The sequence below is a fragment of the Pseudalkalibacillus decolorationis genome (assembly GCF_024609785.1).
Classification (GTDB): domain Bacteria; phylum Bacillota; class Bacilli; order Bacillales; family Fictibacillaceae; genus Pseudalkalibacillus; species Pseudalkalibacillus decolorationis.
In genome coordinates this window covers 156,327-181,685 of record NZ_JANHJQ010000001.1, presented here as the reverse complement: position 1 = coordinate 181,685, position 25,359 = coordinate 156,327, and the positions used below count along the sequence as shown (strand labels likewise).

At 39.3% G+C, this 25,359-nt stretch carries 25 protein-coding genes; 20 read left to right on the top strand and 5 right to left on the bottom strand.

Going from position 1 to position 25,359, the window contains the following annotated elements; all coding sequences use genetic code 11:
- Together NON16_RS00890 and sda are read right to left on the bottom strand one after the other, a co-directional pair.
- On the bottom strand, nucleotides 1-2,337 hold the full coding sequence (locus tag NON16_RS00890) for a Na+/H+ antiporter subunit A (RefSeq protein WP_308216567.1): 2,337 nt from the start codon (nucleotides 2,335-2,337) through the stop codon (nucleotides 1-3).
- Between the two features lie 264 nt (nucleotides 2,338-2,601).
- Nucleotides 2,602-2,745, bottom strand: a complete 144-nt coding sequence (sda, locus tag NON16_RS00885) for a sporulation histidine kinase inhibitor Sda (protein ID WP_257346119.1) — start codon at nucleotides 2,743-2,745, stop codon at nucleotides 2,602-2,604.
- A gap of 364 nt (nucleotides 2,746-3,109) precedes the next feature.
- Between sda and NON16_RS00880 the strand changes: the two genes are divergently transcribed.
- From NON16_RS00880 to NON16_RS00845, 8 genes are read left to right on the top strand one after another with little or no spacing between them, the layout of a single operon-like run.
- A complete protein-coding gene (locus NON16_RS00880; protein ID WP_257346117.1) occupies nucleotides 3,110-3,625 on the top strand; it encodes a YqeG family HAD IIIA-type phosphatase in 516 nt (171 codons plus the stop codon).
- Nucleotides 3,626-3,627: 2 nt separating this feature from the next.
- Entirely contained in the window at nucleotides 3,628-4,734 is a 1,107-nt protein-coding gene (gene yqeH / locus NON16_RS00875) for a ribosome biogenesis GTPase YqeH (RefSeq protein WP_257346115.1), read from the top strand.
- Nucleotides 4,703-5,566, top strand: a complete 864-nt coding sequence (aroE, locus tag NON16_RS00870; RefSeq protein ID WP_257346113.1) for a shikimate dehydrogenase — start codon at nucleotides 4,703-4,705, stop codon at nucleotides 5,564-5,566. The genes yqeH and aroE overlap by 32 nt, the downstream gene beginning before the upstream one ends.
- A 42-nt stretch (nucleotides 5,567-5,608) precedes the next feature.
- A complete protein-coding gene (gene yhbY, locus NON16_RS00865) occupies nucleotides 5,609-5,899 on the top strand; it encodes a ribosome assembly RNA-binding protein YhbY (RefSeq protein ID WP_257346630.1) in 291 nt (96 codons plus the stop codon).
- Between the two features lie 19 nt (nucleotides 5,900-5,918).
- Nucleotides 5,919-6,092, top strand: a complete 174-nt coding sequence (locus NON16_RS00860) for a nicotinate-nicotinamide nucleotide adenylyltransferase (protein WP_308216563.1) — start codon at nucleotides 5,919-5,921, stop codon at nucleotides 6,090-6,092.
- Complete coding sequence (gene yqeK / locus NON16_RS00855; protein ID WP_257346111.1) at nucleotides 6,089-6,664, top strand: bis(5'-nucleosyl)-tetraphosphatase (symmetrical) YqeK; 576 nt, start codon at nucleotides 6,089-6,091, stop codon at nucleotides 6,662-6,664. The genes NON16_RS00860 and yqeK overlap by 4 nt, the downstream gene beginning before the upstream one ends.
- A complete protein-coding gene (rsfS, locus tag NON16_RS00850; protein WP_257346109.1) occupies nucleotides 6,661-7,014 on the top strand; it encodes a ribosome silencing factor in 354 nt (117 codons plus the stop codon). Before yqeK ends, rsfS begins: the two co-directional genes overlap by 4 nt.
- Before the next feature lie 12 nt (nucleotides 7,015-7,026).
- A complete protein-coding gene (locus tag NON16_RS00845) occupies nucleotides 7,027-7,773 on the top strand; it encodes a class I SAM-dependent DNA methyltransferase (protein WP_257346108.1) in 747 nt (248 codons plus the stop codon).
- 191 nt (nucleotides 7,774-7,964) lie between these two features.
- Here NON16_RS00845 and comER read toward each other — a convergent pair whose 3' ends face one another.
- Nucleotides 7,965-8,792 (bottom strand): late competence protein ComER, encoded by an 828-nt coding sequence (comER, locus tag NON16_RS00840; RefSeq protein ID WP_257346107.1) that lies wholly within the window; start codon nucleotides 8,790-8,792, stop codon nucleotides 7,965-7,967.
- A 294-nt stretch (nucleotides 8,793-9,086) separates the two neighbouring features.
- Between comER and NON16_RS00835 the strand changes: the two genes are divergently transcribed.
- Genes NON16_RS00835 through NON16_RS00825 form a run of 3 tightly spaced genes read left to right on the top strand, consistent with a single transcriptional unit; the run spans nucleotide 9,087 to nucleotide 12,561 of the window.
- A complete protein-coding gene (locus NON16_RS00835) occupies nucleotides 9,087-9,728 on the top strand; it encodes a helix-hairpin-helix domain-containing protein (protein WP_257346104.1) in 642 nt (213 codons plus the stop codon).
- A gap of 59 nt (nucleotides 9,729-9,787) precedes the next feature.
- Nucleotides 9,788-10,258 carry a ComE operon protein 2 gene (locus NON16_RS00830; protein WP_257346102.1) on the top strand — a complete coding sequence of 157 codons (471 nt, stop codon included), beginning with the start codon at nucleotides 9,788-9,790 and terminating at the stop codon, nucleotides 10,256-10,258.
- Nucleotides 10,255-12,561, top strand: a complete 2,307-nt coding sequence (locus tag NON16_RS00825) for a DNA internalization-related competence protein ComEC/Rec2 (protein WP_257346099.1) — start codon at nucleotides 10,255-10,257, stop codon at nucleotides 12,559-12,561. Before NON16_RS00830 ends, NON16_RS00825 begins: the two co-directional genes overlap by 4 nt.
- A gap of 384 nt (nucleotides 12,562-12,945) precedes the next feature.
- Here the strand turns inward: NON16_RS00825 and NON16_RS00820 are convergent, their stop codons facing one another.
- A complete protein-coding gene (locus NON16_RS00820) occupies nucleotides 12,946-13,080 on the bottom strand; it encodes a YqzM family protein (protein ID WP_257346096.1) in 135 nt (44 codons plus the stop codon).
- Between the two features lie 380 nt (nucleotides 13,081-13,460).
- Between NON16_RS00820 and holA the strand changes: the two genes are divergently transcribed.
- A complete protein-coding gene (gene holA, locus NON16_RS00815) occupies nucleotides 13,461-14,495 on the top strand; it encodes a DNA polymerase III subunit delta (protein WP_257346093.1) in 1,035 nt (344 codons plus the stop codon).
- Between the two features lie 443 nt (nucleotides 14,496-14,938).
- Here holA and rpsT read toward each other — a convergent pair whose 3' ends face one another.
- Nucleotides 14,939-15,205: a 30S ribosomal protein S20 gene (gene rpsT, locus NON16_RS00810; protein ID WP_257346090.1), complete on the bottom strand. Its 267-nt coding sequence runs from the start codon at nucleotides 15,203-15,205 to the stop codon at nucleotides 14,939-14,941.
- A 171-nt stretch (nucleotides 15,206-15,376) separates the two neighbouring features.
- On the opposite strand from rpsT, the gene gpr reads away from it, so the two are divergent.
- The 8 genes from gpr (at nucleotide 15,377) to dnaJ (ending at nucleotide 25,348) form a co-directional block, all read left to right on the top strand.
- Nucleotides 15,377-16,486, top strand: coding sequence for a GPR endopeptidase (gene gpr / locus NON16_RS00805; RefSeq protein ID WP_257346629.1), 1,110 nt, complete (start codon nucleotides 15,377-15,379; stop codon nucleotides 16,484-16,486).
- A gap of 96 nt (nucleotides 16,487-16,582) precedes the next feature.
- Nucleotides 16,583-16,936, top strand: a complete 354-nt coding sequence (locus NON16_RS00800; protein ID WP_257346087.1) for a DUF3679 domain-containing protein — start codon at nucleotides 16,583-16,585, stop codon at nucleotides 16,934-16,936.
- Nucleotides 16,937-17,236: 300 nt separating this feature from the next.
- The gene (gene lepA / locus NON16_RS00795) at nucleotides 17,237-19,063 is read left to right on the top strand and encodes a translation elongation factor 4 (RefSeq protein ID WP_257346084.1); all 1,827 of its coding nucleotides are present in this window, start codon (nucleotides 17,237-17,239) and stop codon (nucleotides 19,061-19,063) included.
- Nucleotides 19,064-19,160: 97 nt separating this feature from the next.
- Complete coding sequence (gene hemW / locus NON16_RS00790; protein WP_257346081.1) at nucleotides 19,161-20,303, top strand: radical SAM family heme chaperone HemW; 1,143 nt, start codon at nucleotides 19,161-19,163, stop codon at nucleotides 20,301-20,303.
- Nucleotides 20,304-20,392: 89 nt separating this feature from the next.
- Nucleotides 20,393-21,427 (top strand): heat-inducible transcriptional repressor HrcA, encoded by a 1,035-nt coding sequence (gene hrcA, locus NON16_RS00785; protein WP_257346078.1) that lies wholly within the window; start codon nucleotides 20,393-20,395, stop codon nucleotides 21,425-21,427.
- Between the two features lie 79 nt (nucleotides 21,428-21,506).
- Nucleotides 21,507-22,082: a nucleotide exchange factor GrpE gene (grpE, locus tag NON16_RS00780; protein ID WP_257346075.1), complete on the top strand. Its 576-nt coding sequence runs from the start codon at nucleotides 21,507-21,509 to the stop codon at nucleotides 22,080-22,082.
- Between the two features lie 31 nt (nucleotides 22,083-22,113).
- Nucleotides 22,114-23,952 (top strand): molecular chaperone DnaK, encoded by a 1,839-nt coding sequence (gene dnaK / locus NON16_RS00775; protein ID WP_257346072.1) that lies wholly within the window; start codon nucleotides 22,114-22,116, stop codon nucleotides 23,950-23,952.
- A 283-nt stretch (nucleotides 23,953-24,235) separates the two neighbouring features.
- Entirely contained in the window at nucleotides 24,236-25,348 is a 1,113-nt protein-coding gene (dnaJ, locus tag NON16_RS00770) for a molecular chaperone DnaJ (protein WP_257346069.1), read from the top strand.
- Nucleotides 25,349-25,359: the final 11 nt, after the last annotated feature.

Sequence of the window (25,359 nt, the reverse complement as noted above, 5' to 3'; positions counted from 1 at the left end):
TTAGTCTATCTCCTCCTCTTTGCGGAGTCGAATCATTGCGTATATTCCAAGTGCGGCAAGTCCAAGCACTGTAATCTCAAACATCGTATCAAGTCCACGCATGTCTACCAGGATAACATTAACTACGTTATCCCCGCCTCCAAGATGATGGGATTCATCAATAAAATAATGAGCTATCGTTTCAAATCGCTTTGAGCTATGGGATGCAATTGCGACAAGTGTAACGAGAATCCCTACTGAAGCAGAGATTAAAATATTTACCGTCTTTGTACCGGTAGATTGCTTTTTGGTATCAAGTTTTGGCAAATGGTAGAAGCAGAGCAAGAACAGTGCAACAGTCACCGTTTCAACGATTAACTGTGTCAAGGCTAAGTCGGGTGCTCTAAAGAATACAAATAATAGAGATAATCCATAACCGACAACACCGAGTACAAGAATCGCAGCAATTCGATTTTGCATGAATACCGTTGCAATCGCTGCGATAGCCATAACAATTCCAACCATTATTTCTGGCCAGGAAATCGGTGCAACATCTGAAGTAGAAAAGGCAAATCCATCTGTTACTACCAGTGTAATTCCGCCTGAAGCGACAAGAAACAACAAAATGTAAAGGACATAATGTCGGAGTGAACCGGTCATGTACATATTCGTTGTTTTACGCGATAACCGAAGGTGGCCTTCATAAACGGCATCATAGGCTTTATTTGCACTGAGCACACCTGGTAACAGCCGATAAACATGGCTCCATTTCTTTCTTGTCAGATAAAGAAGGGTCCCAAGTACTACTACAGCAAGTGACATTAGTAATGGTGTGTTTATCTCCCCATGCCAGAAAGCGATATGTTCTTCAGGTACGGTTCCAAACACGGCAGCAGTCGCCGGTGCCAAAATAGGTTCATTAATGAGATTTGGTAGCAAGCCAATCACAACAATAAACGTTACTAGCACGATCGGAGACACGAGCATTCCAATTGGTGCCTCGTGTGGTTTGATCTCCAGTGTTTCCTTTGATTTACCCATAAATGTTTGAAAGAAAAAGTACATTGAATATACAAACGTAAAAATACTTCCCAAGACTGCAAGAACTGGAATGATGATGAATAATTGATCTACAAGCGGTGCAGTTGGGCTTATCTGTGTAGCCGTCTTAAAAAACATCTCTTTACTAAGAAAACCATTCAAAAAGGGTAACGGCACTCCTGCCATAGAAAAGGTACCAAATAAGGCGAGTGTTGCTGAAATCGGCATCAAGGTCATTAAACCGCCTAGTTTTCGAATATCCCTTGTCCCTGATTCGTGGTCAACAATACCAGCGATCATAAATAAGCTACCTTTAAATGTTGCATGATTAAAAATATGAAAAATCGCAGCAAAAATCGCTACCTCTGTCCCAAAGCCAATCATTGCCATGATCATTCCAAGTTGACTAATCGTTGAATAGGCGAGAATGGCTTTCAGGTCAGTTTGTCTCACTGCCATGTACGATCCCCAACATAGGGTTAACAAGCCAAATCCAGTCACGAGAATAAAAAATAAGTCTGAACCGCCGAACAGTAGAAACAATCTTGCGGAAAGGTAGATCCCTGCTTTAACCATTGTTGCCGAATGGAGGAACGCACTGACGGGGGTCGGAGCTTCCATGGCATCAGGCAACCATATGTGAAATGGAAACTGAGCTGACTTTGTAAACGCACCTAATAAAATCAGAAGTAATGTTCCTGTGAAGTATGGGCTGTTGATGACGGATTCTTTTGACTCGATCATTTCCCGAATACTAGTTGTATCTGTCATTATGGTCAATAGAATAAGTCCGCCGAGCATTGATAAACCGCCAAAGACGGTAATAATCATGGACTTGAACGCTCCGTAACGGGATCTTTCACGATGATACCAATATCCGATCAGTAAAAAGGAAGAAAGACTTGTGAATTCCCAAAATAAATAAAGAACGAAAACATTGTCTGAGAGCACAACACCGAGCATGGCTCCCATAAAAATCATTAAAAAAACGTAGAAGTTATGTAATTTTTCCTTTTTGTTCAAATAATAAATCGAATACAATACAACAAGTGTCCCAATTCCTGTGATTAACAATGTGAATAATAAACTTAGACCATCTAAATAAAAGCTGAGATTCATTCCTATAGAAGGGATCCAATTTATAATTAAGTGGATATTATTTCCGCCTGATATATTTGGAATTTGTAAAAGAAAATATAGGAATAGTAAGATTGGAATCGGGAGAACAAGCCACCCAGTATGAATAGTCCGTTTATATCGAAATAAAAACGGCACCAAACAGGCCGCTATAAAAGGAGCGAGTATTGAAAAGAACAACATAATTGACATCCTCCTATCACTATAATCTGTATCAAATTATGTATAAGACCACTCCCATTGTAATCAAAAAAACTTTCCGGAATCAACTTTTTACCGTCAAAAGACCTTAAAAATTTATTATGGTACCAATAATTGGTTGGTATTCCAGTAAACCTATAACAAAACTTGGCTAGCGCCAAGCCTTAGCGCAGGTGATCGCCGTAGTCCCTAAAGGCCCTTTCTTAACGTGTAAAAAAAGAACCAACCGTTTGGGTTGGTTCTTTACAAATGAGTTGTAATTAATTTCATAGATAAGTGCCGCCGATCAATTTCTTGTTTAATTAATAAAATAAAGTCATGACTAAGTTTCAATTCTCTTGCCTTATGATAAGATTCAATTAACAATTCGTCAGATAAGTTTTCCATAGAGTATACCGAAATCGGTATTTGCACCTCCCGACTAAATTTTCTAGCATATTTATTTTCAGTCCGCATATTCTTATATGTTATGATGTAAGCCTAGCTTACCATGAAATGGAATAGAGAACAATCGTTCTGTTATCCACATAAACCCGTGGATAACTTGTGGGTAAATTGTTTACAAAGTAATTTATAGGTTTGTTTTCATGAGTGTATAATGTGAGTAAAGTTATCCACAGAACAACGTACAATCGAAAATTGTCGAAAACTTTTTCGATTGTTCCGAAAACTTCTATTATTATCGAACTTTGAAAATTATTGGTACAATAAAGGTTGAGTATAAAGAATTGTATATATTGAGGTGTTACAGTTGATTAAACGGTTTTTGCCAAACGAGCATGTTCCTTCTATCTTTGACATTGATGCCAATGTGCTCCTTGAAAAAGGTATAAAGGGTATTATTACAGATTTAGATAACACATTAGTGGAATGGGATCGTCCTGAAGCGACTCCGGAATTAATTAAATGGTTCGCAATGCTGAAAGAGAAAGGGCTTCATGTTACCATCGTTTCAAATAATAATGAACACCGTGTTCGTAGCTTTTCCTATCCGCTCAATATTCCGTTTATATATCGTGCTAGAAAGCCGATGACGAAGGCATTTAAACGCGCTGCGAAAAATATGGAATTGCAACACAATCAAGTTGTGGTTATCGGTGACCAAATTTTCACAGATGTTCTCGGTGGTAATCGTCTAGGATTGTATACAATTCTTGTTGTTCCAGTTGCGAAAAGTGATGGGATGGCAACGAAGTTAAATAGATATATGGAACGACATCTATTAGAATGGATGAAACGAAAAGGGTTAATTAACTGGGAGGAATGACAGTGAGTGATAAACTAATTTGTGAAGGGTGCGGCATCCCAATCCAGACAGAAAAAAGGAACGACCTTGGGTTTGCACCGCCTTCAGCTATAACCCGTGATCACATTATTTGTCAACGGTGTTTTCGACTTAAACATTATAATGAAGTACAAGATGTGTCGTTAACAGATGATGATTACAGAAAAATATTGTCCGGGATCGGTTCACAGGATGCACTCGTGGTAATGATCGTGGACATTTTTGATTTTAGTGGTAGTTGGTTATCGGGAATCCATCGTTATGTAGGAAAAAACCCTATTTTATTAGTTGGTAACAAAATGGATTTACTTCCCAAATCGGTAAATTCCAATAGGATAAAACATTGGATGAAGCATGAGGCAAGTCAACTGGGGGTCAAGCCAGTTGATGTTGAATTGATGAGTGCCGAGAAACATCATGGTATCAGTGTGGTTGCTGAAACCATTGAACACTACCGCAATGGTAGGGATGTTTACATAGTTGGGGCAACAAATGTTGGGAAGTCAACATTTATTAATGAATTGCTTAAAGAGTATAGTGAAGAAGCGACAGCATTTATTACGACTTCACAGTATCCTGGGACAACACTGGATTTAATTGAGATTCCTCTTGATGGAACAAGTATGCTTTATGATACTCCTGGCATTATTAATCCCCATCAGGTTGCACACTATATTAATAAAAAGGACTTAAAGAATGTGTTGCCCAAAAAAGAAGTTAAACCAAAAACATTTCAGTTGAATGATCAACAAACGTTGTTTTTTGCAGGGTTAGGCCGATTAGATTATGTTTCTGGACCACGACAATCATTCACCTGTTATTTTACAAACGACCTAAACATTCATCGAACAAAGCTAGAGAAGGCTGATGAATTATATAACAATCAGGCTGGTAAGCTTTTAAAGCCACCGAATGAAGAGGACCTTGGCCAGATCCCTCCAATGAAGCTTCATGAGTTTTCCGTTAAAAACGGCAAGTCCGATATTGTGTTTTCAGGGTTAGGATGGGTGACCATTACTGAACCAAATACTCGTGTGAGAGCATTCGCGCCAAAGGGGGTTGGGGTCTATATTCGCCCATCGCTTATCTAATTTACCGGGACTATACGCAGTAATTGGAGACCCGATTGCACATTCAATGTCCCCGAATATTCATAATGCCTTATTTGAAAATTTAAACATAGACGCCAAATATGAAGCGATTCAAATTGCTAAAGGGCAGTTAAGAGAAGAAATACCTTCATTACTTGGCAGAGGGTGTAGAGGTTTCAATGTAACAATTCCCCATAAAGTGGATATCATTTCTTTATTAGATGAATTGGATCCATTGGCTGAGAGAATTGGGGCTGTTAATACAGTTCTTGTCAACAATCATAAACTGATTGGGTATAATACGGATGGACCTGGTTTCTTAGAGTCGTTAAAGCAATTTGATAAATTGAACATCAATGATGCAAAGGTTTTAATTATAGGATCAGGAGGAGCTGCGAGAGCTATTGTTATGACTCTTGCAATGAATGGGGGAGCGAAACTAACGATTGCGAATCGAACGCTCTCGAAAGCTCAGGAGCTTCTCATGCATAGTAAAACAAGCGGACGGGCCATCACACTAGATGAAGCAGAGTCCTGCCTGGCGCAATATGACGTGATTATCAATACAACTTCGATTGGAATGAGTCCTCAACGAGATAAAACGCCGTTGAAGCTCCAAAATGTGAAAAAAGATGCATATGTATGCGACATAATATACAATCCACTGCAAACTTTATTGTTAGAAGAGGCAAAAGCGAAGGGTTGTTACGTCCAAAATGGAGTACCGATGTTTATCCGACAGGCTGCATTAGCCTTCAAACTTTGGACAGGTCGTAATCCGGATCTTAATCAAATGAATAATATCGTGTACCAAAATATGCTCAAAAAGTAACTCGATAGGATACCATCTAGAATAAGCTTGGAGGAATAAATGATGTTAACTGGGAAGCAAAAACGGTTTTTACGGTCAAAAGCACACCACCTCAACCCGATTTTTCAAGTTGGGAAAGGCGGTACGAACACGAACATGTATAATCAAATAAAAGATACACTAGAAGCAAGGGAACTAATTAAAGTGAGTGTTTTACAAAACTGTGAAGAAGATAGGGACACGGTTGCTGAACTATTATCAAATCGTACGGGTTCTGAGCTTGTACAGGTTATCGGAAATACAATTGTTTTGTATAAGGAATCTGAAAATCAAAAAGCGATCGAGCTTCCTTAGTAAAACAATGAGTGATAACGTGAATCGAATTGGAATACTCGGAGGTACGTTCGATCCCCCTCATATTGGTCATTTAATGGTAGCCAAACAAGCTCTTAACGAATGTTCACTTGATCGTATTTGGTTTATGCCTAGTGCTGAACCACCACATAAATCAGTAGACATCTCCAATAGAGGAGAATCAGTTATATGAATAAAGAGGAAGCACTGGAAATCGTCAAACCTCATCTTACAGAACACAGATATGAGCATACAATAGGGGTAATGAACACGGCAATTGATTTAGCTGAGCGATTTAATGGAGATAAGGATAAAGCAATGCTGGCTGCCGTCTTTCATGATTATGCAAAGTTCCGACCAAAAGATGAAATGGAATCAATCATAATTAGGGAAGAGCTTGGGAAAGACCTTTTAAAGTATGGGAAGGAACTATGGCATGCACCAGTAGGAGCTTATCTTGTTAAGTCGGAAGTAGGGATCACTGATGAAGAAATTCTACAAGCTATTCGTAGTCATACTTCTGGTCGTGTAGGAATGTCACTTCTTGAGAAGATAATCTTTCTTGCTGATTATATTGAACCAAGTCGGCATTTTCCTGGTGTTGATGAGGTGCGAGAGACTTCGGAGCAGAATTTAGATGAGGCGGTTAGACAAGCACTCATGAACACAGTCATCTTTTTGATGAAACAAAACCAATTGATCTATCCAGAAACACTATACACCTATAATGATATTGCAAATGAACAAAGGAGGAACAACTCATGAATACGACAGAACTAGTTGAACAGTCGGTTAAGGCAATGGACGATAAAAGAGCTGAAAACATTGCTGTTTTAGATGTGCGAGGTATTTCTCTCATTGCTGATTATTTTTTAATTTGCCATGGGAACTCAGAAAAACAAGTGGAAGCAATTGCTCGAACGTTGAAAGATGTTGCACTAGAACAAAATATATCTATAAAGCGGTTAGAAGGTCTTGACCATTCCAGATGGGTACTCGTGGATCTTGGAGATGTAATCATTCATGTATTTCATAAGGATGAACGCTCCTATTATAACCTTGAAAAACTTTGGGGCGACGCTCCGAATATAGATGTTACCAAAATGTTATCCTAATGGAGTGACGAAATGAACTACCAATACTTTGCCCTTCTATATGATCAGCTTATGGAGGATGCTCCCTATGACATGTGGATGATTTTTTTTGCGAACGCCATTGACCAATACAGGGATGAAAGCGTGAAAACCGTACTTGATATCGGCTGTGGTACTGGAGAAATCTCAGTGCGTCTTGCAAAGAGAGGCTACAACGTAACAGGGGTCGACTTATCTGAAGAGATGCTCACAATCGCTAAGCAAAAGGCAGAATCTAAGGGTCTGTCTATCCCCTTCTATCAACAGGATATGAGGGAGCTTGAAGGAATAAAGGAACAAGATGCGATTGTAATATTCTGTGATTCATTGAACTATCTTCGAACTCCAGAGGACGTATCAACAACATTTAATTCAATACATCGATTGCTTAAGGAAAGTGGCCTTCTCCTATTTGATGTTCATACTCTTCATAAAATTCACGATGTTTATGGTGATGAAGTATTTACTTATAATTCAAGTGAGATTAGTTATTTATGGGAGTGTAATCAAGGGAATGAGGAAGGGAGCGTCTTTCATGATCTTACCTTTTTCGTACAGGGCAAGGATGATTTATACACTCGTTACGATGAAAGCCACTATCAAAGAACCTACTCAATGCAAACATATACCACGTTGTTAGAGAAAAACGGATTTGAAGTGTTGACGATTACCTCTGACTTTTCTGATCGGGAACCCGTGGAGGACTCAGAGCGGTTGTTTTTTGTTGCTAAAAAAGTTTAAAGAAAACTTGGCAAAGCCAAGCCTTTGGCGCCGGCTGAGCCTTAGTTGCGCTTATACTATAGAAAGTATTTTTATACTTTCTTAACGTGTAATAAAGAAAACTTGGCACTAGCCAAGTTTTCTTTAAACGAACATTCTTTTTAAAGAAAAAAGGATTATCGAAATGAATAGAGAATTACTAGGCAAATCATCTAATATTGTTTAGTGATTTGTTGGTCTACCGCTTCACAATCCTCCTCATACTTTTTGTGCGTCCGTTCGATTACATGGTTAAATAGGGGTCCTAATTCTGCTTCAAATACCTTTAATGCTTCACCTGTTACTCCACCTTTTACACAAACCTTCTTTAACAACGTTGGCAACGTATAGTAATCCTTCTCCAATAACTTACCCATACCAATTAGCATCTCACTAACCAGTTGGGTAGCTTTTTCCTTCGAAATTCTAGTTTCTTCAACAGCACTATCAATGTACGCCTGTAATAAATAACTAAAAAACGCTGGTCCACAGCTTGATAGGTCTGATGCCACCCTAGTAATCGATTGGTCGATTACTACAGGTGTAGAGATTTTGGACATAAGTTTCTTCAACTGTCTCTGTTTATCGGGTAGGCACGATTTCCCAAACGTCAGTAAAGACGCTCCCGAAAGCGCTCTATTCGTAATGCTTGGTATTACTCTTGCAACTGAGCAAGAAACTTGAGCTTCGAGCTGTTCAACTGAAATTGGACTTGTGATAGATACTACCAGTTTGTCACTTGTTAGTTCATTCGATATCCGCTCTAGTAATTCATAATATTCGAGTGGTTTTACACATATAAAGGTAACATCCGCGAATGCAGCAACTTCTGTGGGTGCTCTTGCTATTCTCAGACCTGGATACTGATCCCTTATCGCCTTAGCTTTTTGAGATGTACGATTGATGATCATCATATCGGACGGTCTAACAGCTAATGATTCTATAAAAGCGGAGATTAAAATTGAACCCATATTTCCTGTTCCGATTATACCAATCTTCAATTGTGCTCCCTCCCTTTGACCGTCTTCTATCTTCAAATGTATGAGGTGGTTGTGACAATTATGTATAAAAAGATGTGGGGCAAACATTATAAGTGCGTGTTCAAAAAGGAGGACAAAAAGAGCCGAGAAGTTCGAGGCGTGAAAATCTCGAGGACCAGAACGTATGCTATTAATACGTGAGGACCGGAGAGATCGAACAACGAAGAAATTCGACAGCTATTTTTACCGGACTTTTTGAACAACCTCTATAATGCACTATTCGTTCAGAAAACATCGAACAACCTATAAAAGGAGGTGATTCAAATTTATTGGGAGTCATTAACGAAAAAGGAACGTGTAATGGCTGTGATCATCATTGTATTTTTAATTCTAACGTTGTTTTTCGGTTATACGTATTTTTCAGAAAAGAGTCGTTCTGACATTGCTTTCCCTGAAAGTGAAGTAGGTAATGAACCTGTTATGCAATCAAATAAACCGAAAACGAATGCAAAAGATACCAATAAAACTCAGGAAAAAAAGGTATTAATGATTGATGTCAAAGGAGCGGTTAAGTCTCCTGGTGTGTATCAGATTTCAGGTGGAAAGCGTGTAAACGACATCATTCTGATGGCTGGTGGACTAACAAGTGATGCAGATTCAAACGGTCTTAACCTCGCTCAATTACTCGAGGATGAGATGGTCGTTTATGTTCCAAAAATCGGGGAACAGGCAGTGAAACTAGGAGAGGAATCAGAAGAAGGGAAAGTGAATGTAAATAAGGCAGAAGCGAGTGAGCTTGAAACAATTACCGGTATCGGTCCATCCAAGGCGGAAGCCATCATTCGTTATCGAGAGGAAAATGGTCCGTTTCAGGCCATAGAGGACTTAACAAATGTACCTGGAATAGGGGAAAAGTCGATTGAGCAAATGAAAGAGCAGATTACAATCTCGAATTAGCATTGACGGGTTGAAGATAGAATCGATAAACTAGGAGGAAGAGGGAAGGAGCTAGTGTTATGGAACGGATATCATGGAACCAATATTTTATGGCACAAAGCACACTGCTAGCTATGCGTAGTACGTGCGAACGGTTGAAGGTAGGAGCTACAATAGTAAGAGAAAAACGAATCATTGCTGGAGGTTATAATGGATCTATATCCGGTGGTGTTCATTGCCATGATGAAGGTTGTTACGTAATCGATGGTCATTGTGTACGGACCGTACATGCGGAGATGAATGCATTGTTGCAGTGTTCGAAATTTGGTGTTGCTACTAAGGATTCAGAAATGTACGTTACCCATTTCCCGTGTTTACAGTGCTGTAAGGCTATCATTCAAAGCGGAATAAAGAAAGTGTACTATGCTCAGGATTATAAGAATCACCCGTATGCATTGGAGTTGTTTGACCAGGCTGGGGTTCAGACTGAGTTAGTATTGCTCGAGGATCGCTATGATTTAACCTCAAAGCACACGAATGATACGAGATGAATCAGATACATATCTTTGTAATTACTGCCATCATTGCGATTACCATGACGAGTGATCGCTGGTGGCTTTTTTTATTCCTCCTCGTATTTCTCCTTTTTTGTAGAAAACAAATGACTATTCCTCTCATGGTGTGTATAGGTTTAACGTATATATTCTTTACGTTTTATTACCCTTATTATAAAGAATTGCATTCGACGTCTCTTTCCCCGCAATCAACCAAGCAAATCGGTTCGATTTCGTCCCTTCCAGTTATTGATGGTGATCGTTTGTCGTTTCGATTCACTTTATCATCAGATGAACAAATCCAATTCAACTATAAAATTCCAAATCAACGTGACCAAGAAGCGTTTAAGAAATTATCCTTAGGGATGGTTTGTAACGTTTCTGGTGTTCTAGAGCAACCGATTCCTGCAAGAAATTTTTACAGCTTCGATTATCAATCGTATCTCCGTTCGTATTATGGTATTCACTGGGTAATACGCCCTAGCAAGTTTACCATTGATCAATGCCAATACCGAGCCAACTTCTTAAACGAGATGCATCGATATCGAAAAAAACAAATGGAGCGGATAAAGAGAGACTTCCCTGAAGAAATTTCTGGAATGATGAACGCCTTGCTTTTCGGTGACCGTGGCGGGATTGAGGAGGAATTGATCGATCAGTATCAGTCGTTAGGCCTCATCCACCTTTTAGCTGTATCAGGTCTCCATGTTGGTACAATCCTCGGTTTGCTTTTTTTTCTTTTAATTCGAATAGGGGTAACCAGAGATCTTGCTTTATGGATATTGCTCAGTATTATTCCATTCTTTATCATTATGACAGGAGCTACTCCATCAGTTCTGCGCTCAGGGTTTATGGCAGCGCTCGTTTGTTTGGTTTCTCTCTCCCGTTACAAAATCTCTCCAATCAACCAGTTGAGTCTTGTTTGCCTCATTCTACTATTGATAAAACCGACTTATATCTTTCATCTCGGATTCCAACTCTCTTTTTTAATTACTGCATCGTTACTTTTATCAAGTAAGATTATAACCAATTATAAAGGTATGGGTGGGCAGTTATGTGCAGCATCTATTATTTCACAGATTATCTCCATTCCCATTATCATTTGGCATTTTCATGAGTTTTCATTATGGTCGCTTCCACTTAACATGGTGATGATCCCCCTTGTCACAATCATCGTTCTTCCAATGGTTTTCCTTACATTTATCCTGTACATTTCCATTCCAGGCCCTGTTTGGGTGATTTTTAGTAATATATTGGAGATATGTTTTTCCATCATTCATTTTGTGATGAATATCGCGGACTCCTTACCCTTTGGACTGTTGACGTTCGGTCGTCCAACCACAACAATGCTTTTTCTCCTTATTATAAGTTTACTTTTTTTCTTAATTCGTTGGGAAAGGTCACGGACTAGCCATTATATGGTTACTCCTTCCCTAATCATATTGATTATTTTGTTGTTAATTTGGGTGCAACCGTACTTAAATAAGAATGCTTATATTACCATGCTTGACGTTGGTCAGGGAGATGCTATTATTATTGAGCTTCCCTATCGAAAAGCGGTTTATGTAATTGATACAGGCGGTATTTTGGAGTTCAAAAAGGAGGAGTGGAGAAAACGTAAAAACTCTTATAACACAGGGAAGGATGTTGTTATCCCTTATTTAAAAGCAAGAGGAATACGTAAAATTAATGCATTGATTTTAACGCATGGGGATAAGGACCATGTTGGAGGTACTTTAAATGTCATCGATGGAATTCCTGTGGAATCTGTATATTACGGAAAGTCTAATAATTATGATGATGAAGAAATAGAGCTCCTTCATCAAATACAGAAAAGGAGGGTGCCGATACACTATGTGCACCAAGGAATGGAATGGAAATTAGATCACCACTCCTTCCATATTCTTGGACCAGCTAATAATAGCACTTCGAAAAACAATCGCTCCATCATACTTTATTTTAAATTGTATGAGAAAAGCTTTCTGTTCATGGGAGATATTGAAAGAGAAGGTGAAGACGCGATGGTTAAACAGTTTGGGAATTTAAATGTAGATGTTTTGAAAGTAGGTCACCATGGCAGTGAAACTTCCAGCTCGCAGGCTTTCTTGGATCATGTTCAACCTGAAATCGGATTGATATCTGTTGGTGTTAACAACCGGTATCAACATCCCTCAACTAAGGTCATTGATCGTCTAAAGCAAAATGGGGTAACCATCTACCGGACGGATATAAGTGGGTCAATAAGAATGGAACTGACCCCCTCAACAACAGTTGTTGAATCAATGCTTGAATCTAAATGATTATGGTAATATTACATACAGAAAAAAGCTAGCTCCAATATGAGCCAGCTTCTACTAAACCTGTATGTACCAGCTGATTGTCCATCAGGGTGTTGTTTGCTTTATAGAGGTTGTTCAAAAAGTCTGGGAAAAATAGCTGTCGAATTTCTTCGTTGCTCGATCTCTCCGGACTTGCACACGGATGTGCTGACTTCGACGTTTTCACAGGACGTGAAGTAGTTAGTCGAAGTTCCATATGTACCTGCGTCTACAAGTTTATCTTCGTAGAAAGCTTCCTCGGTACAACTCGTAGTATTTATGCAAGTATTGCTCGTCGTTCTGGTCCTCGAGATTTTCGCGCCTCGAACTTCTCGGCTCTTTTTGTCCTCCTATTTGAACATGCACTTATAGTGCAACAAACTTGATGATTACACCGGTAAAGAAAATAACAGTAAAGAACAAAAACGAATAAAGAAAACCAAGTCCTGAGTCTACAACGTCATTGGTTTTTGTTTGGACATCTTTTTCAAAATCATTCATTGCCGCAACCCTCCTGTTTCATATCAAGTATAAGGGAAACCATTCGAAAAATCCACAGTTGTATTTTTAACAATATCGTGAAACTTATTCTTAAGAAAATAAGCAAAATATTGGTGGAATTCCCTTATTAATTGCCCATATTACTAAGAGTTGACACCTATAGTTTTGTACTGCATAGGATAACATAACAATAAGCTTACGGGGAAGAGTATATCGTTAACAAATAAGTATCCCGGGCCTTAGTTGTTAACGTTTATATAAATGGGGATGTCTCACAGAGAGTTATACACTCTTTGTTTATGAGGCATCCTCTTTATTTTCGTTTTAATGCTTGGCAATTTTGTCAGGAATGATTAGGATGATAAGAGAGGTGATCAAAATTGTCGATTAAAGAATTAGCTCAACATTTAAAAAATCAATCGTATTCATCCCTTTATTTATTATATGGAAAAGAAAAATACATATTGAACTATACTCGAAATATGATATTAAATTCTGCTCTAGAAGAGGGGACAGCTGATTTCAATCGCTCAACTTATGATATGGAGGAACTTCCAATTGAAACGGCTATTGAAGATGCTGAAACATTACCTTTTATGGGAGAATATCGAATTGTAGTCATCGAAAATCCTTATTTTCTAACTGGTGCAAAATCAAAATCCAAAGTGGAACATAGTCTTAGCCGTTTAGAATCCTATCTGAAAAACCCTTCAACTCAATCCATTATCATATTTGATGCACCATATGAAAAATTAGATGAACGGAAAAAAGTTGTGAAACTTCTTAAAAAGCAAGCTTATGTAGTACATGCAGAGAAAATTAATGAAAAAATGCTGAAGGATTGGATTCAACATGCTGCTCAGCAAGAAAATGTTCAAATCTCCAACGACGCAATCGAACGATTAATCCAGTTACAAGGTGAAGAATTGGGTCTGTTAATTAATGAAGTCAAAAAAATGGCTGTATATGTCGGAGAAGGCGGACAGATTGAAACATTAACTGTTGATGAACTGATTTCCCGATCTCTTGAAAGTAATGTTTTTACGTTGGTGGAACATGTGGTTCATCGAAGAATAGATCAAGCAATACGGATTGTATATGATCTGTTGAAACAAAATGAGGAACCAATTAAATTGATGGCCCTATTAGCAAGACAATTTCGAATCATTTTACAAACGAAACAGCTAACTGCTCAAGGATTTACAGAGAAAAAAATGGCATCTGCTTTATCCTTACATCCCTATGCAGTTAAGGTTGCGTCAAGACAGTCGAAGGCATTTTCTGAGTCTGAACTCAAAAACCTTTTGATCCAGTCCGCAGATGCTGATTTTAAAATGAAGACAGGACAGATCGATAAAAAGTTAGCACTGGAGCTTTTTATAACGGATCTTGGAAACGAAAAACAGAGTATGTAAAACAACGAAATATAAAGAAAACTTGGCTAGCGCCAAGCGTTAGCGCTGGCGATCGCCTTAGTTGCACTTATACTATAGAAAGTATTTTTATACTTTCTTAACGTATAAAGAAAACTTGGCTAGCGCCAAGCGTTAGCGCTGGCGATCGCCTTAGTTGCACTTATACTATAGAAAGTATTTTTATACTTTCTTTACGTATAAAGAAAACTTGGCTAGCGCCAAGCGTTAGCGCTGGCGATCGCCTTAGTTGCACTTATACTATAGAAAGTATTTTTATACTTTCTTAACGTATAAAGAAAACTTGGCTAGCGCCAAGCGTTAGCGGTGGCGATCGCCTTAGTTGCGCTTATACTATAGAAAGTATTTTTATACTTTCTCAACGTAGAACAATAAAAAACGACCTCATTGAAGGTCGTTTGTTCGTGTTTAAAATAAGTAAGTTATTATGCACTTACGCTGTTTAATTGTTTTGCAAGACGAGATTTTTGTCTTGAAGCGGCATTTTTGTGAAGGATTCCTTTACCTGCTGCTTTATCAAGCTTTTTGGTTGCAACCAAGAATGCTTCTTTTGCACCTTCAGTGTCATTGTTCGCCACCTTTGTTTCAAAGTTCTTGATGGCTGTACGCATTGAAGATTTAATTGAAACATTGTGAGTGCGACGCTTATCATTTGTTTTCACACGTTTAATAGCAGATTTAATGTTTGCCATTCCGTTCACCTCCCTTGAATGCAACCGAAATTGCGAAAAAATACAACACAAAGTATTCTATCAAACCCCCCGTATAAATGCAATCTCTTTGTTAAAGAATGAAAGAAAAGAATGAAATAAATGAAACAAGGCCAATCTAGGGAAAAAGGCAAAAATCAATTAGGGTGGTGCGTGAAATTGGAAAAAGACTTAGAGATGTTTAATGTGAGAACGGACCTAGCCATTGAAGCCCATGAAATGATCACAAAGGAGCAAGAGGAAAAGTCAAAGCAAACGATTGATGGTGTGATCATAAAAGAGCGAGAGTTAGATGGAATAAAATTAAGTCGAGTTGAGATAGAAGAAGAAGGTGCGAAAACGACAGGAAAAAAGCCTGGAATCTATTTGACAATGGAAATGCAAGGAATCCGTCAAAAGGATTCTGCTTTGCAGGAGCGTGTTCAGGAGGTTTTTGCAAGGGAATTTCATGGTTTTTTAGAAGAACTAAACATTTCAAAAGACGCTAGCTGCCTCGTTGTCGGACTTGGAAACTGGAATGTAACTCCGGATGCACTCGGGCCAAGCTCAATAGAAAATTTACTAGTTACCAAGCACTTATTTGACCTAGCACCGGAAAATGTTCAGGATGGATTTCGCCCTGTTAGTGCGTTGGCACCAGGGGTAATGGGGGTTACGGGGATAGAAACGAGTGAAATCATTCATGGTGTGATTGAGAAGACAAAGCCTGACTTTGTAATCGCCATTGATTCTCTCGCATCCAGGGCGATTGAACGCGTCAATTCTACGATTCAGTTTTCGGATACAGGAATACACCCTGGATCAGGTGTAGGGAACAAGCGAAAGGAATTAAGTAAGAGTTCATTAGGGATTCCTGTCATTGCTATAGGCGTTCCAACTGTTGTCGATGCTGTCACAATTACGAGTGATACGATTGATTACATCTTAAAGCACTTCGGCCGTGAAATGCGGGAAGGGGACAAGCCTTCCAAGTCATTGACACCTGCAGGCATGACGTTTGGAGAGAAACGGAAACTTAGTGATGAGGACTTACCTGACGAAGAAAACAGACAAGCATTTCTTGGAATGATCGGTACATTGGAAGAAGAACAAAAGCGACAATTAATTAAAGAGGTTCTCGCGCCACTCGGACATAATCTCATTGTCACTCCAAAGGAAGTAGACGTGTTTATTGAGGATATGGCTAATGTGATAGCTGGAGGTCTAAATACAGCACTACACGGACAGGTCGATCAGAAGAACAGCCATTCTTACACACATTAAGTTCTATTTAACTGTGAACAAACATAAGCTTGTACACATAATCGTAACACTAGTATTAGATTATTTTTTGCAGCTTCTGTTATAGGAGGAAACGGTATGATTCGATTTATTATGAAAAGCTTTGTCCTTGTTTCTGTTCTATTGTTTGGCATATTACTTGGAATGCAACAAGTGTCTGTACAGATGGACAAGATGAAGGGAACGGAATCGAATGGTGCACTTGAATGGAAGGTGGAAGAAAACGGTAAAGTAGAAGCGGATGTCTTGGGCCAAGAAATAACGAGTCATGACCTTAAGGAAAAGCAGGAAAAATTAGAGGAGATCGAAGCATATAATGTTTTCTCTAGTCTCGGTGCCAAGGTCTCTGCATTAATTAGTGAATTGTTAACCGTTACTTTGACAACGATCAGTACGATCATAAATAAATTGTTCTACTTCTTTTTCGGATAAGGCGCTTAGCATATTCAAATTCTAGAGTACGACTATATAATTGTCTTTTCCCCCATGTAAATGAGAACGTCCCAAAAGGTTGCCTAAATAGAGGTCTGGCTCAATTAAAAGCCTGAGTGAAGAAGAATATTCCACTCAGGCCTTTTTATGTACAAAGGTAAGAAAGCTTAACTTTTTTGCATAGATGCAATGTCTACGGAGCCAAGTGATTTGCGCTAGATTGGAGAAACGATTGAATAAAGACAAGGCTATTGCTATAATCAATGCTAGCTTAGTTGTACGACTTTAGGAGTGAAGACAATGGATAAAAAAGATAGATTAGACCGTCAATCGAGAATCCGAAACTTTTCAATTATTGCACATATTGACCATGGGAAATCTACATTGGCCGATCGGATCCTTGAAAAAACGAGCGCGCTAACTCATCGTGAAATGAAAGAACAAATGTTGGATGCAATGGATTTAGAGCGTGAACGTGGAATTACAATTAAATTAAATGCAGTCCAATTAACTTATCAAGCTAAAGATGGACAAGAATATATATTTCATTTGATCGATACACCTGGGCATGTCGATTTTACATATGAGGTATCGAGAAGTCTTGCCGCATGTGAAGGTGCCCTTTTGATTGTTGATGCGGCCCAGGGGATTGAAGCACAAACCTTAGCAAATGTGTACCTTGCTCTTGAAAATGATCTTGAAATTCTTCCTGTAATCAATAAGATCGATTTACCAAGTGCTGAACCTGAACGAGTCCGTAAAGAAGTAGAAGATGTAATTGGGCTGGATGCATCCGAAGCTGTCCTCGCCTCCGCAAAAAGTGGCATTGGAATTGAAGAAATTCTCGAGCAAATCGTTGAAAAAGTACCACCTCCGCAAGGAGATCCGGAAGCTCCATTAAAGGCATTAATTTTTGATTCACTTTATGATCCATATCGTGGTGTAGTCGCCTATATACGAGTTACTGAGGGGACAGTGAAAGTCGGGCAAAACATTAAAATGATGGCAACCGGTAAAGAGTTTGAAGTAAATGAACTAGGTGTTTTTACACCAAAACCAGTCATGAAGGACGAATTAACGGTTGGAGATGTTGGCTTCTTGACCGCTTCGATTAAAAATGTGGGGGATACCCGCGTCGGGGATACGGTAACATCGGCAAAAGGTGGAGCGACGGAACCGCTACCAGGATATCGTCGTATGAACCCGATGGTATATTGTGGACTCTATCCAGTTGATTCAGCGAAGTATAATGATCTTCGTGAAGCTTTAGAGAGACTAGAATTAAACGACTCTTCTCTGCAGTATGAACCGGAAACTTCACAGGCACTTGGATTCGGATTTCGTTGTGGGTTCCTTGGTCTTCTTCACATGGAGATTATCCAAGAACGTATCGAACGAGAATTCGCAATAGATTTAATTACAACGGCACCAAGTGTCATTTATCATGTGTATTTAACGAAGGGTGATCATCTTGTTGTTGACAACCCTTCGAATATGCCGGACCCACAATTGATTGACTATGTTGAAGAACCTTACGTGAAGGCATCGATCATGACACCTAACGACTATGTTGGGGCGGTTATGGAAATTTGCCAGAAAAAGCGTGGTAATTTTATAACGATGGAATATTTAGATGATATTCGGGTCAATGTCATTTATGAAATCCCGCTTTCCGAAATTGTTTATGACTTCTTCGACCAATTGAAGTCGAGTACAAAGGGATATGCATCCTTGGATTATGAGTTAATTGGCTATAGGCAGTCTAAGCTTGTTAAAATGGACATTCTTCTTAACGCTGAAAAAATCGATGCACTTTCTGTTATTGTCCATCGTGATTTTGCCCATGATCGAGGAAAAGCGGTCGTAGAAAAATTGAAAGAATTAATCCCGCGTCATCAGTTCGAAATACCAATTCAAGCAGCGATTGGAACGAAGTTTGTAGCCAGATCCAACATTAAAGCGTTGCGGAAGAACGTACTTGCAAAATGTTACGGTGGAGATATCTCTCGTAAAAGAAAGCTCTTAGAGAAACAGAAAGAAGGGAAAAAGCGCATGAAGACAGTAGGAAATGTTGAGGTTCCTCAAGAGGCCTTCATGTCTGTATTGCGTATGGATTCCGACGATTAATGATTATTGGACTGTTATTTTGAGGGGTTGACTCATTTTAGGGTCAACCTCTTCCAGTTTGAAGTAGACAGAGTTTAAAGAGAAAGTTGTGGTAAACATGGCAAAGGCGGTTTATATTCATATCCCCTTTTGTGAACAGATCTGTCATTATTGTGACTTCAATAAATTTTTAATAGAGGGTCAGCCTGTTGATGATTATTTAAATGCAATGGAAAACGAAACTAAGCGACTAATCAAAGAACATCCGTTTGAAAATATTACATCTATCTATATTGGAGGTGGCACACCGACCGCATTAAATGAGAAGCAATTGGAAAGAATGCTTCATATTGTCCAACAATCTTTTCAACCAGATCTTTCTAAGGTCGAGTATACAGTGGAAGCCAACCCAGCCGTTACCGATCGGGGCAAACTTGGGATACTTAAGAAGGCAGGAGTCAATCGTTTAAGTATTGGTGTTCAAGCTTTCCAAGACGATCTGCTCAAAGCATTAAATCGAACCCATCGAAGTGCGGATGTAATTAAAATGATTGAAACTGCTCAACAATATGGACTTGAAGATCTTTCAATCGATTTGATGTTTGGTCTTCCGGGGCAAACCCTTGAGATGTTTCAAGATTCGGTGCAAAAGGCGCTTCATTTAAATGTCCCGCATATTTCTGCTTATTCCCTTCAAATTGAGAAACAAACGGTTTTTTTTAATAGACAACGTTCTGGGAAGCTTCCATTGCCAGGTGAAGACTTAGAAGCGGATATGTTCGAGTATCTTATTAAAAGCATGAAATTGAACGGTTATACACAATATGAGGTAAGTAACTTTGGTCGTGAAGGGTATGAAAGTAAGCATAACCTCGTGTATTGGAACAATGATGAATATTATGGGATCGGGGCTGGAGCCCACGGGTATCTTTCTCAAAATCGCTATCAGAATGTCAAGCCTCTCCCTCACTATATTCGCAAGATCAAAAACGGGGAGCTGCCACTACGAGAACAAACGCATTTAACAAAGGACGAACGTATGGAAGAAGAGGTTTTTCTTGGACTGAGGAAAATGGAAGGTGTAAGTAAAGAAACGTTTTATCGAAAATTTTCTATTGAACTAGAAGATGTATTCTCAGAGCAAATCCGTAAATTGGTTCAGCGAGAATTAATCATAAGCACCTCTGAATCAATCCGATTAACTGAACGCGGTACATTTCTTGGAAATGAGGTTTTCCAAGAATTTATTGGGCTAGATTAAAACATTGACAAATTGATTTCGGTTTTGGTAATTTATAAAGTAGAATTAGCACTCAATCATCTCGAGTGCTAACAAGGAGGTGAGGCCAGATGTTAACGAATCGCCAGCTACTAATTCTCCAAATCCTTATTGATGAGTATATAAGGAATGCAGAGCCACTTGGTTCCAGAAGTATCTCAAAAAGACAGGATATAACATTTAGTTCTGCCACGATACGTAACGAACTCGCTGACCTTGAAGATATGGGTTTTATTGAAAAAACACATATATCATCTGGGAGAATTCCTTCTGAGAAAGGATACCGTTTTTACGTTGATCATTTGCTGGCTCCTGTAAATGTAACCAATTCAGATTTGCAGCAAATCCATTCACTTTTTCATGATAAGATGTCTGAGCTCGAGTTGTTAATTGAGCATTCAGCAAAAATGCTGTCTGAAATCACAAAATATACGTCGATCATCCTCGGACCAGAAGTGTACGAAACGAAATTAAAACATCTGCAGATTGTTCCTATTTCCATAGGAACAGCGGTTATCATTTTAATTACGGATACAGGTCATGTTGAAAAGTATACAGTTGATTTACCTATAGACATGGATGCTTCTGATCTCGAGCGAACCGTTAATATTCTAAATGACCGCTTGCAAGGCGTTCCATTCTCACAACTAAAAAGTAAGTTGGTTGAAGAGGTTGAAGGCTTGCTGCTCACTCATTTAAATAATTATGAAAAAATTCTTGATTTCTTAGTACAGTTGTTTCAAACTGAAAAATCGGATAAAGTCTATTATGGTGGAAAGACCAACATTCTGAACCAACCAGAGTTTCAAGATGTTGAAAAGGTGAAGGCGCTATACAACGCAATTGAACAGTACGATCTTGTGCAACAGCTCCTCCATCAGGATGACTCGACTGGTATTAAGGTCAAAATTGGAGCTGAAAACCTGCTAAAAGAAATGAAAAGCTGTAGTTTAATTACAGCGAGCTATTCAATTGGTGGACAGCACATGGGGACACTAGCAATACTTGGTCCAACTCGGATGGAATATCCCAGGGTTATCGGATTGCTCGATCTTCTCTCAAAAGACTTAACGAGAGTTCTTACAGATCGGTATTATTCAAAATAATAGTGGAAATACCTGTATAAGAGCAACCGAAATAATAGCTAATTATACATTTTTCTATTTGAACAGGGAGGTGAAACAAATGGAAGAGAAAAAGGAACAAACCGAAACGATGGATATAAATACAGAAGGTCAAGAGGATGAACAACAACCTGAGGAAGAAGTAACGGACACAGTAGAGCAGGATGAAACTACCTTAGAGGATACTCATATCCAAAGCTTAGAACAGGAAATTGAGGAAACAAAAAACCGTTTACTTCGTACTCAAGCTGATTATGATAATTTTCGACGCCGTACTCGTGAAGAACGTGAGGCAGCAGCCAAATATCGTGCTCAAGGATTAGTTGAAGAACTTCTTCCTGTTCTTGATAACTTTGAACGTGCATTATCTGCACAGACAAATGATGAACAATCTAAGTCGTTGGTTCAAGGATTGCAGATGGTTTATAACCAATTGGTTGAAGCTCTTCGTAAAGAAGGAGCAGAAGAAATCAAGGCGGAAAAGGAACTATTTGATCCACATCTTCATCAGGCTGTCATGCAGGTCCAAAGTGATGATCACGATGATAATGTGGTCGTTGAAGTGCTACAAAAGGGCTATCAATTAAAAGATCGCGTAATTCGACCAGCTATGGTTAAAGTCAACGCAAAACAATAGCGTTACATATTTTATAGGAGGTTATATTGTAATGAGTAAAGTTATCGGAATCGATCTAGGTACAACAAATTCTTGTATCGCAGTTATGGAGGGTGGGGAAGCAACAGTAATTCCGAACCCAGAAGGGAATCGTACAACTCCATCTGTTGTAGCGTTTAAAGAAGGCGAGCGTCTAGTTGGTGAGGTTGCAAAGCGTCAGGCAATTACAAATCCAAATACGATTATCTCTATAAAGCGCCATATCGGTACAGACTACAAAGTTGAAGCAGAGGGAAAAGAATTTACACCACAAGAAATTTCTGCGATTATTCTTCAGAAGTTAAAGTCTGATGCAGAAGCATATTTAGGGGAAAAAGTAACAAAAGCAGTCATCACTGTACCAGCGTATTTCAATGATTCTCAACGTCAAGCAACAAAGGATGCGGGTAAAATTGCAGGGCTAGAGGTTGAACGTATCATTAATGAACCTACTGCAGCAGCACTTGCATACGGCCTTGAAAAATCGGAAGATCAAACCATCCTTGTTTATGACCTTGGTGGTGGAACATTTGACGTTTCTTTATTAGAACTTGGAGATGGGTTTTTCGAAGTAAAAGCAACATCTGGTGACAACGCACTTGGTGGAGATGACTTCGACGAAAAGATTATTGATTTCCTTATTAGTGAGTTTAAAAAGGAAAATGGAATTGACCTTTCCCAGGATAAAATGGCACTTCAACGTTTGAAGGATGCGGCTGAAAAGGCGAAAAAAGACCTTTCTGGTGTGACTCAAACGCAAATCTCGTTGCCGTTTATTACTGCAGATTCTGCTGGACCTAAGCACCTTGAAGTAAACTTAACGCGGGCTAAATTCGATGAAATCACATCAGGCCTAGTAGAACGTACAATGGGGCCAACACGTCAAGCTCTTAAAGATGCTGGTCTGACACCATCTGATGTTGATAAAGTCGTTCTTGTCGGGGGATCTACTCGTATCCCTGCGGTTCAAGAGGCAATCAAAAAGATTACCGGAAAGGATCCACACAAAGGGGTTAACCCTGATGAAGTGGTTGCACTTGGTGCAGCTGTTCAAGCGGGTGTGTTAACTGGGGATGTGAAAGACGTAGTCCTACTTGATGTTACTCCATTATCACTTGGTATTGAAACAATGGGTGGTGTATCTACGAAGTTAATCGACCGTAATACAACAATTCCTACAAGTAAGTCGCAAACCTTCTCAACAGCTGCAGATAACCAACCTTCTGTCGATATTCATGTTCTACAGGGTGAGCGTGAAATGGCTGCAGATAACAAAACATTGGGACGCTTCCAATTAAATGACATCCCGGCAGCACCACGTGGAGTACCGCAAATCGAGGTTAGCTTCGATATTGATGCGAACGGTATCGTGAACGTAAAAGCAAAAGATCTTGGAACAAACAAAGAACAATCTATCACGATCACTTCTTCTTCAGGATTATCTGATGATGAAATCGAAAAAATGGTGAAGGATGCAGAAGAAAATGCGGACGCAGACAAAAAACGCCGTGAGGAAGTAGATCTTCGTAACGAAGCAGATCAACTCGTATTTACTACAGAGAAAACGTTAAAAGACCTTGAAGGAAATGTGGATGAAGCGGACGTAACTAAAGCCAATGAAGCAAAGGATAAGGTGAAAACAGCGTTAGAAGGCGATGATCTTGAAGCAATCAGAACTTCTAAGGATGAGCTTCAAACGATTGTTCAAGAGCTTTCTACGAAATTATATGAGCAAGCAGCACAACAAGCTCAAGCTGCACAAGACCAACAAGGTGGAACAGATAACAAAGCAGACGATGATGTTGTAGATGCTGAGTATGAGGAAGTTGACGACGAGAATAAACAAAAGTAAGTGCTCTAAATAAAAGAAAAGTCAAAGTCAGTTTTCTTGACTTTGACTTTCTTTTTGCAAATAGAAAGTATAACTTTTTGATGCATAGATGTAATGTCTAGCTCCAGCACCCAGCCACTTGGATCACTTCAGACCTCCTGCGGCGGCGACAGCCTCCTCGTCGGTCTTCCAGTGACCTTCGTGGCTAGACAGGGCGCTTGCGCTTTTCTTAGTATATAGTTGCAGAATCTTCGAAAATAGTGATATGATAATCGTTATGTAAAAGGAACCGGGAGTGAGTGTATTGAGTAAGCGAGACTATTACGAAGTCTTAGGGGTGGAGCAAAACACTTCGACTGATGAGATGAAAAAAGCTTATCGGAAGCTCGCGAGAAAGTATCATCCGGATGTAAACAAAGAACCGGATGCAGAGCAAAAATTTAAAGAAGTTAAGGAAGCTTATGATGTTCTTAGTGACCCGCAGAAGAAAGCCCATTACGATCAGTTCGGGCACACGGATCCGAACCAAGGATTCGGAGGTGGCGGTGGAGACTTTGGCGGTGGATTTGGAGATATATTTGATATGTTCTTTGGCGGCGGCGGTCGACGTAATCCGAACGCTCCGAGACAAGGCGCAGATCTTCAATATACGATGACTCTAACGTTTGAAGAAGCTGTGTTTGGAAAAGAAACCGATATTCATATTCCGAAAGAAGAGGAATGTGATACATGTTTTGGATCGGGCGCTAAGCCAGGAACAAAACCAGAAACATGCTCTCATTGCGGAGGAAGCGGCCAGCTAAATGTGGAGCAAAATACACCATTTGGTCGTGTTGTAAACCGTCGTGTATGCCATCACTGTAATGGTACAGGCAAGTTTATTAAAGAAAAATGTTCAACTTGTAGTGGAAAAGGTAAAGTACGTAAAGAAAAGAAAATTCATATAAAAATGCCTGCTGGTATTGATCACGGACAACAAATACGAGTTACTGGAAAAGGCGAACCTGGTGAAAATGGTGGACCTGCAGGTGATTTATATGTGGTTGCTCGGGTTTCACCACACGAATTTTACAATAGAGACGGGGACGATATCTTTGTAGACATGCCATTAACCTTTACACAGGTTACACTAGGCGACGAGATTGAAATACCTACTCTCCATGGTAAAGTTAAGCTGAAAATTCCTGCTGGTACACAGTCAGGAACAAGCTTCCGATTACGAGGTAAGGGCGTTCCTAATGTTCGTGGACATGGTCAAGGGGATCAGCATGTTAAAGTGAAAGTTATCACGCCTAAAAACCTTGACGAGCGACAACGTACATTGCTGCGTGAATTTGCAGAACTAAGCGGAGAGTCAGTTGATGAACAACATGATAATTTGTTTAGCAAGGTGAGAAGGGCATTTAAGGGCGAATAAGGAAAGGAAGT

What these genes read in the sequence shown, in the direction of transcription:
- NON16_RS00820 (WP_257346096.1), bottom strand. Translation starts at nt 13,080, where the DNA reads ATGAATGATTTTGAAAAAGATGTCCAAACAAAAACCAATGACGTTGTA.
- rsfS (WP_257346109.1), top strand. Translation starts at nt 6,661, where the DNA reads ATGAATACGACAGAACTAGTTGAACAGTCGGTTAAGGCAATGGACGAT.
- yqeK (WP_257346111.1), top strand. Translation starts at nt 6,089, where the DNA reads ATGAATAAAGAGGAAGCACTGGAAATCGTCAAACCTCATCTTACAGAA.
- NON16_RS00825 (WP_257346099.1), top strand. Translation starts at nt 10,255, where the DNA reads ATGAATCAGATACATATCTTTGTAATTACTGCCATCATTGCGATTACC.
- lepA (WP_257346084.1), top strand. Translation starts at nt 17,237, where the DNA reads ATGGATAAAAAAGATAGATTAGACCGTCAATCGAGAATCCGAAACTTT.
- rpsT (WP_257346090.1), bottom strand. Translation starts at nt 15,205, where the DNA reads ATGGCAAACATTAAATCTGCTATTAAACGTGTGAAAACAAATGATAAG.
- hrcA (WP_257346078.1), top strand. Translation starts at nt 20,393, where the DNA reads ATGTTAACGAATCGCCAGCTACTAATTCTCCAAATCCTTATTGATGAG.
- NON16_RS00845 (WP_257346108.1), top strand. Translation starts at nt 7,027, where the DNA reads ATGAACTACCAATACTTTGCCCTTCTATATGATCAGCTTATGGAGGAT.
- NON16_RS00800 (WP_257346087.1), top strand. Translation starts at nt 16,583, where the DNA reads ATGATTCGATTTATTATGAAAAGCTTTGTCCTTGTTTCTGTTCTATTG.
- yhbY (WP_257346630.1), top strand. Translation starts at nt 5,609, where the DNA reads ATGTTAACTGGGAAGCAAAAACGGTTTTTACGGTCAAAAGCACACCAC.
- grpE (WP_257346075.1), top strand. Translation starts at nt 21,507, where the DNA reads ATGGAAGAGAAAAAGGAACAAACCGAAACGATGGATATAAATACAGAA.
- hemW (WP_257346081.1), top strand. Translation starts at nt 19,161, where the DNA reads ATGGCAAAGGCGGTTTATATTCATATCCCCTTTTGTGAACAGATCTGT.
- sda (WP_257346119.1), bottom strand. Translation starts at nt 2,745, where the DNA reads ATGGAAAACTTATCTGACGAATTGTTAATTGAATCTTATCATAAGGCA.
- NON16_RS00830 (WP_257346102.1), top strand. Translation starts at nt 9,788, where the DNA reads ATGGAACGGATATCATGGAACCAATATTTTATGGCACAAAGCACACTG.
- dnaK (WP_257346072.1), top strand. Translation starts at nt 22,114, where the DNA reads ATGAGTAAAGTTATCGGAATCGATCTAGGTACAACAAATTCTTGTATC.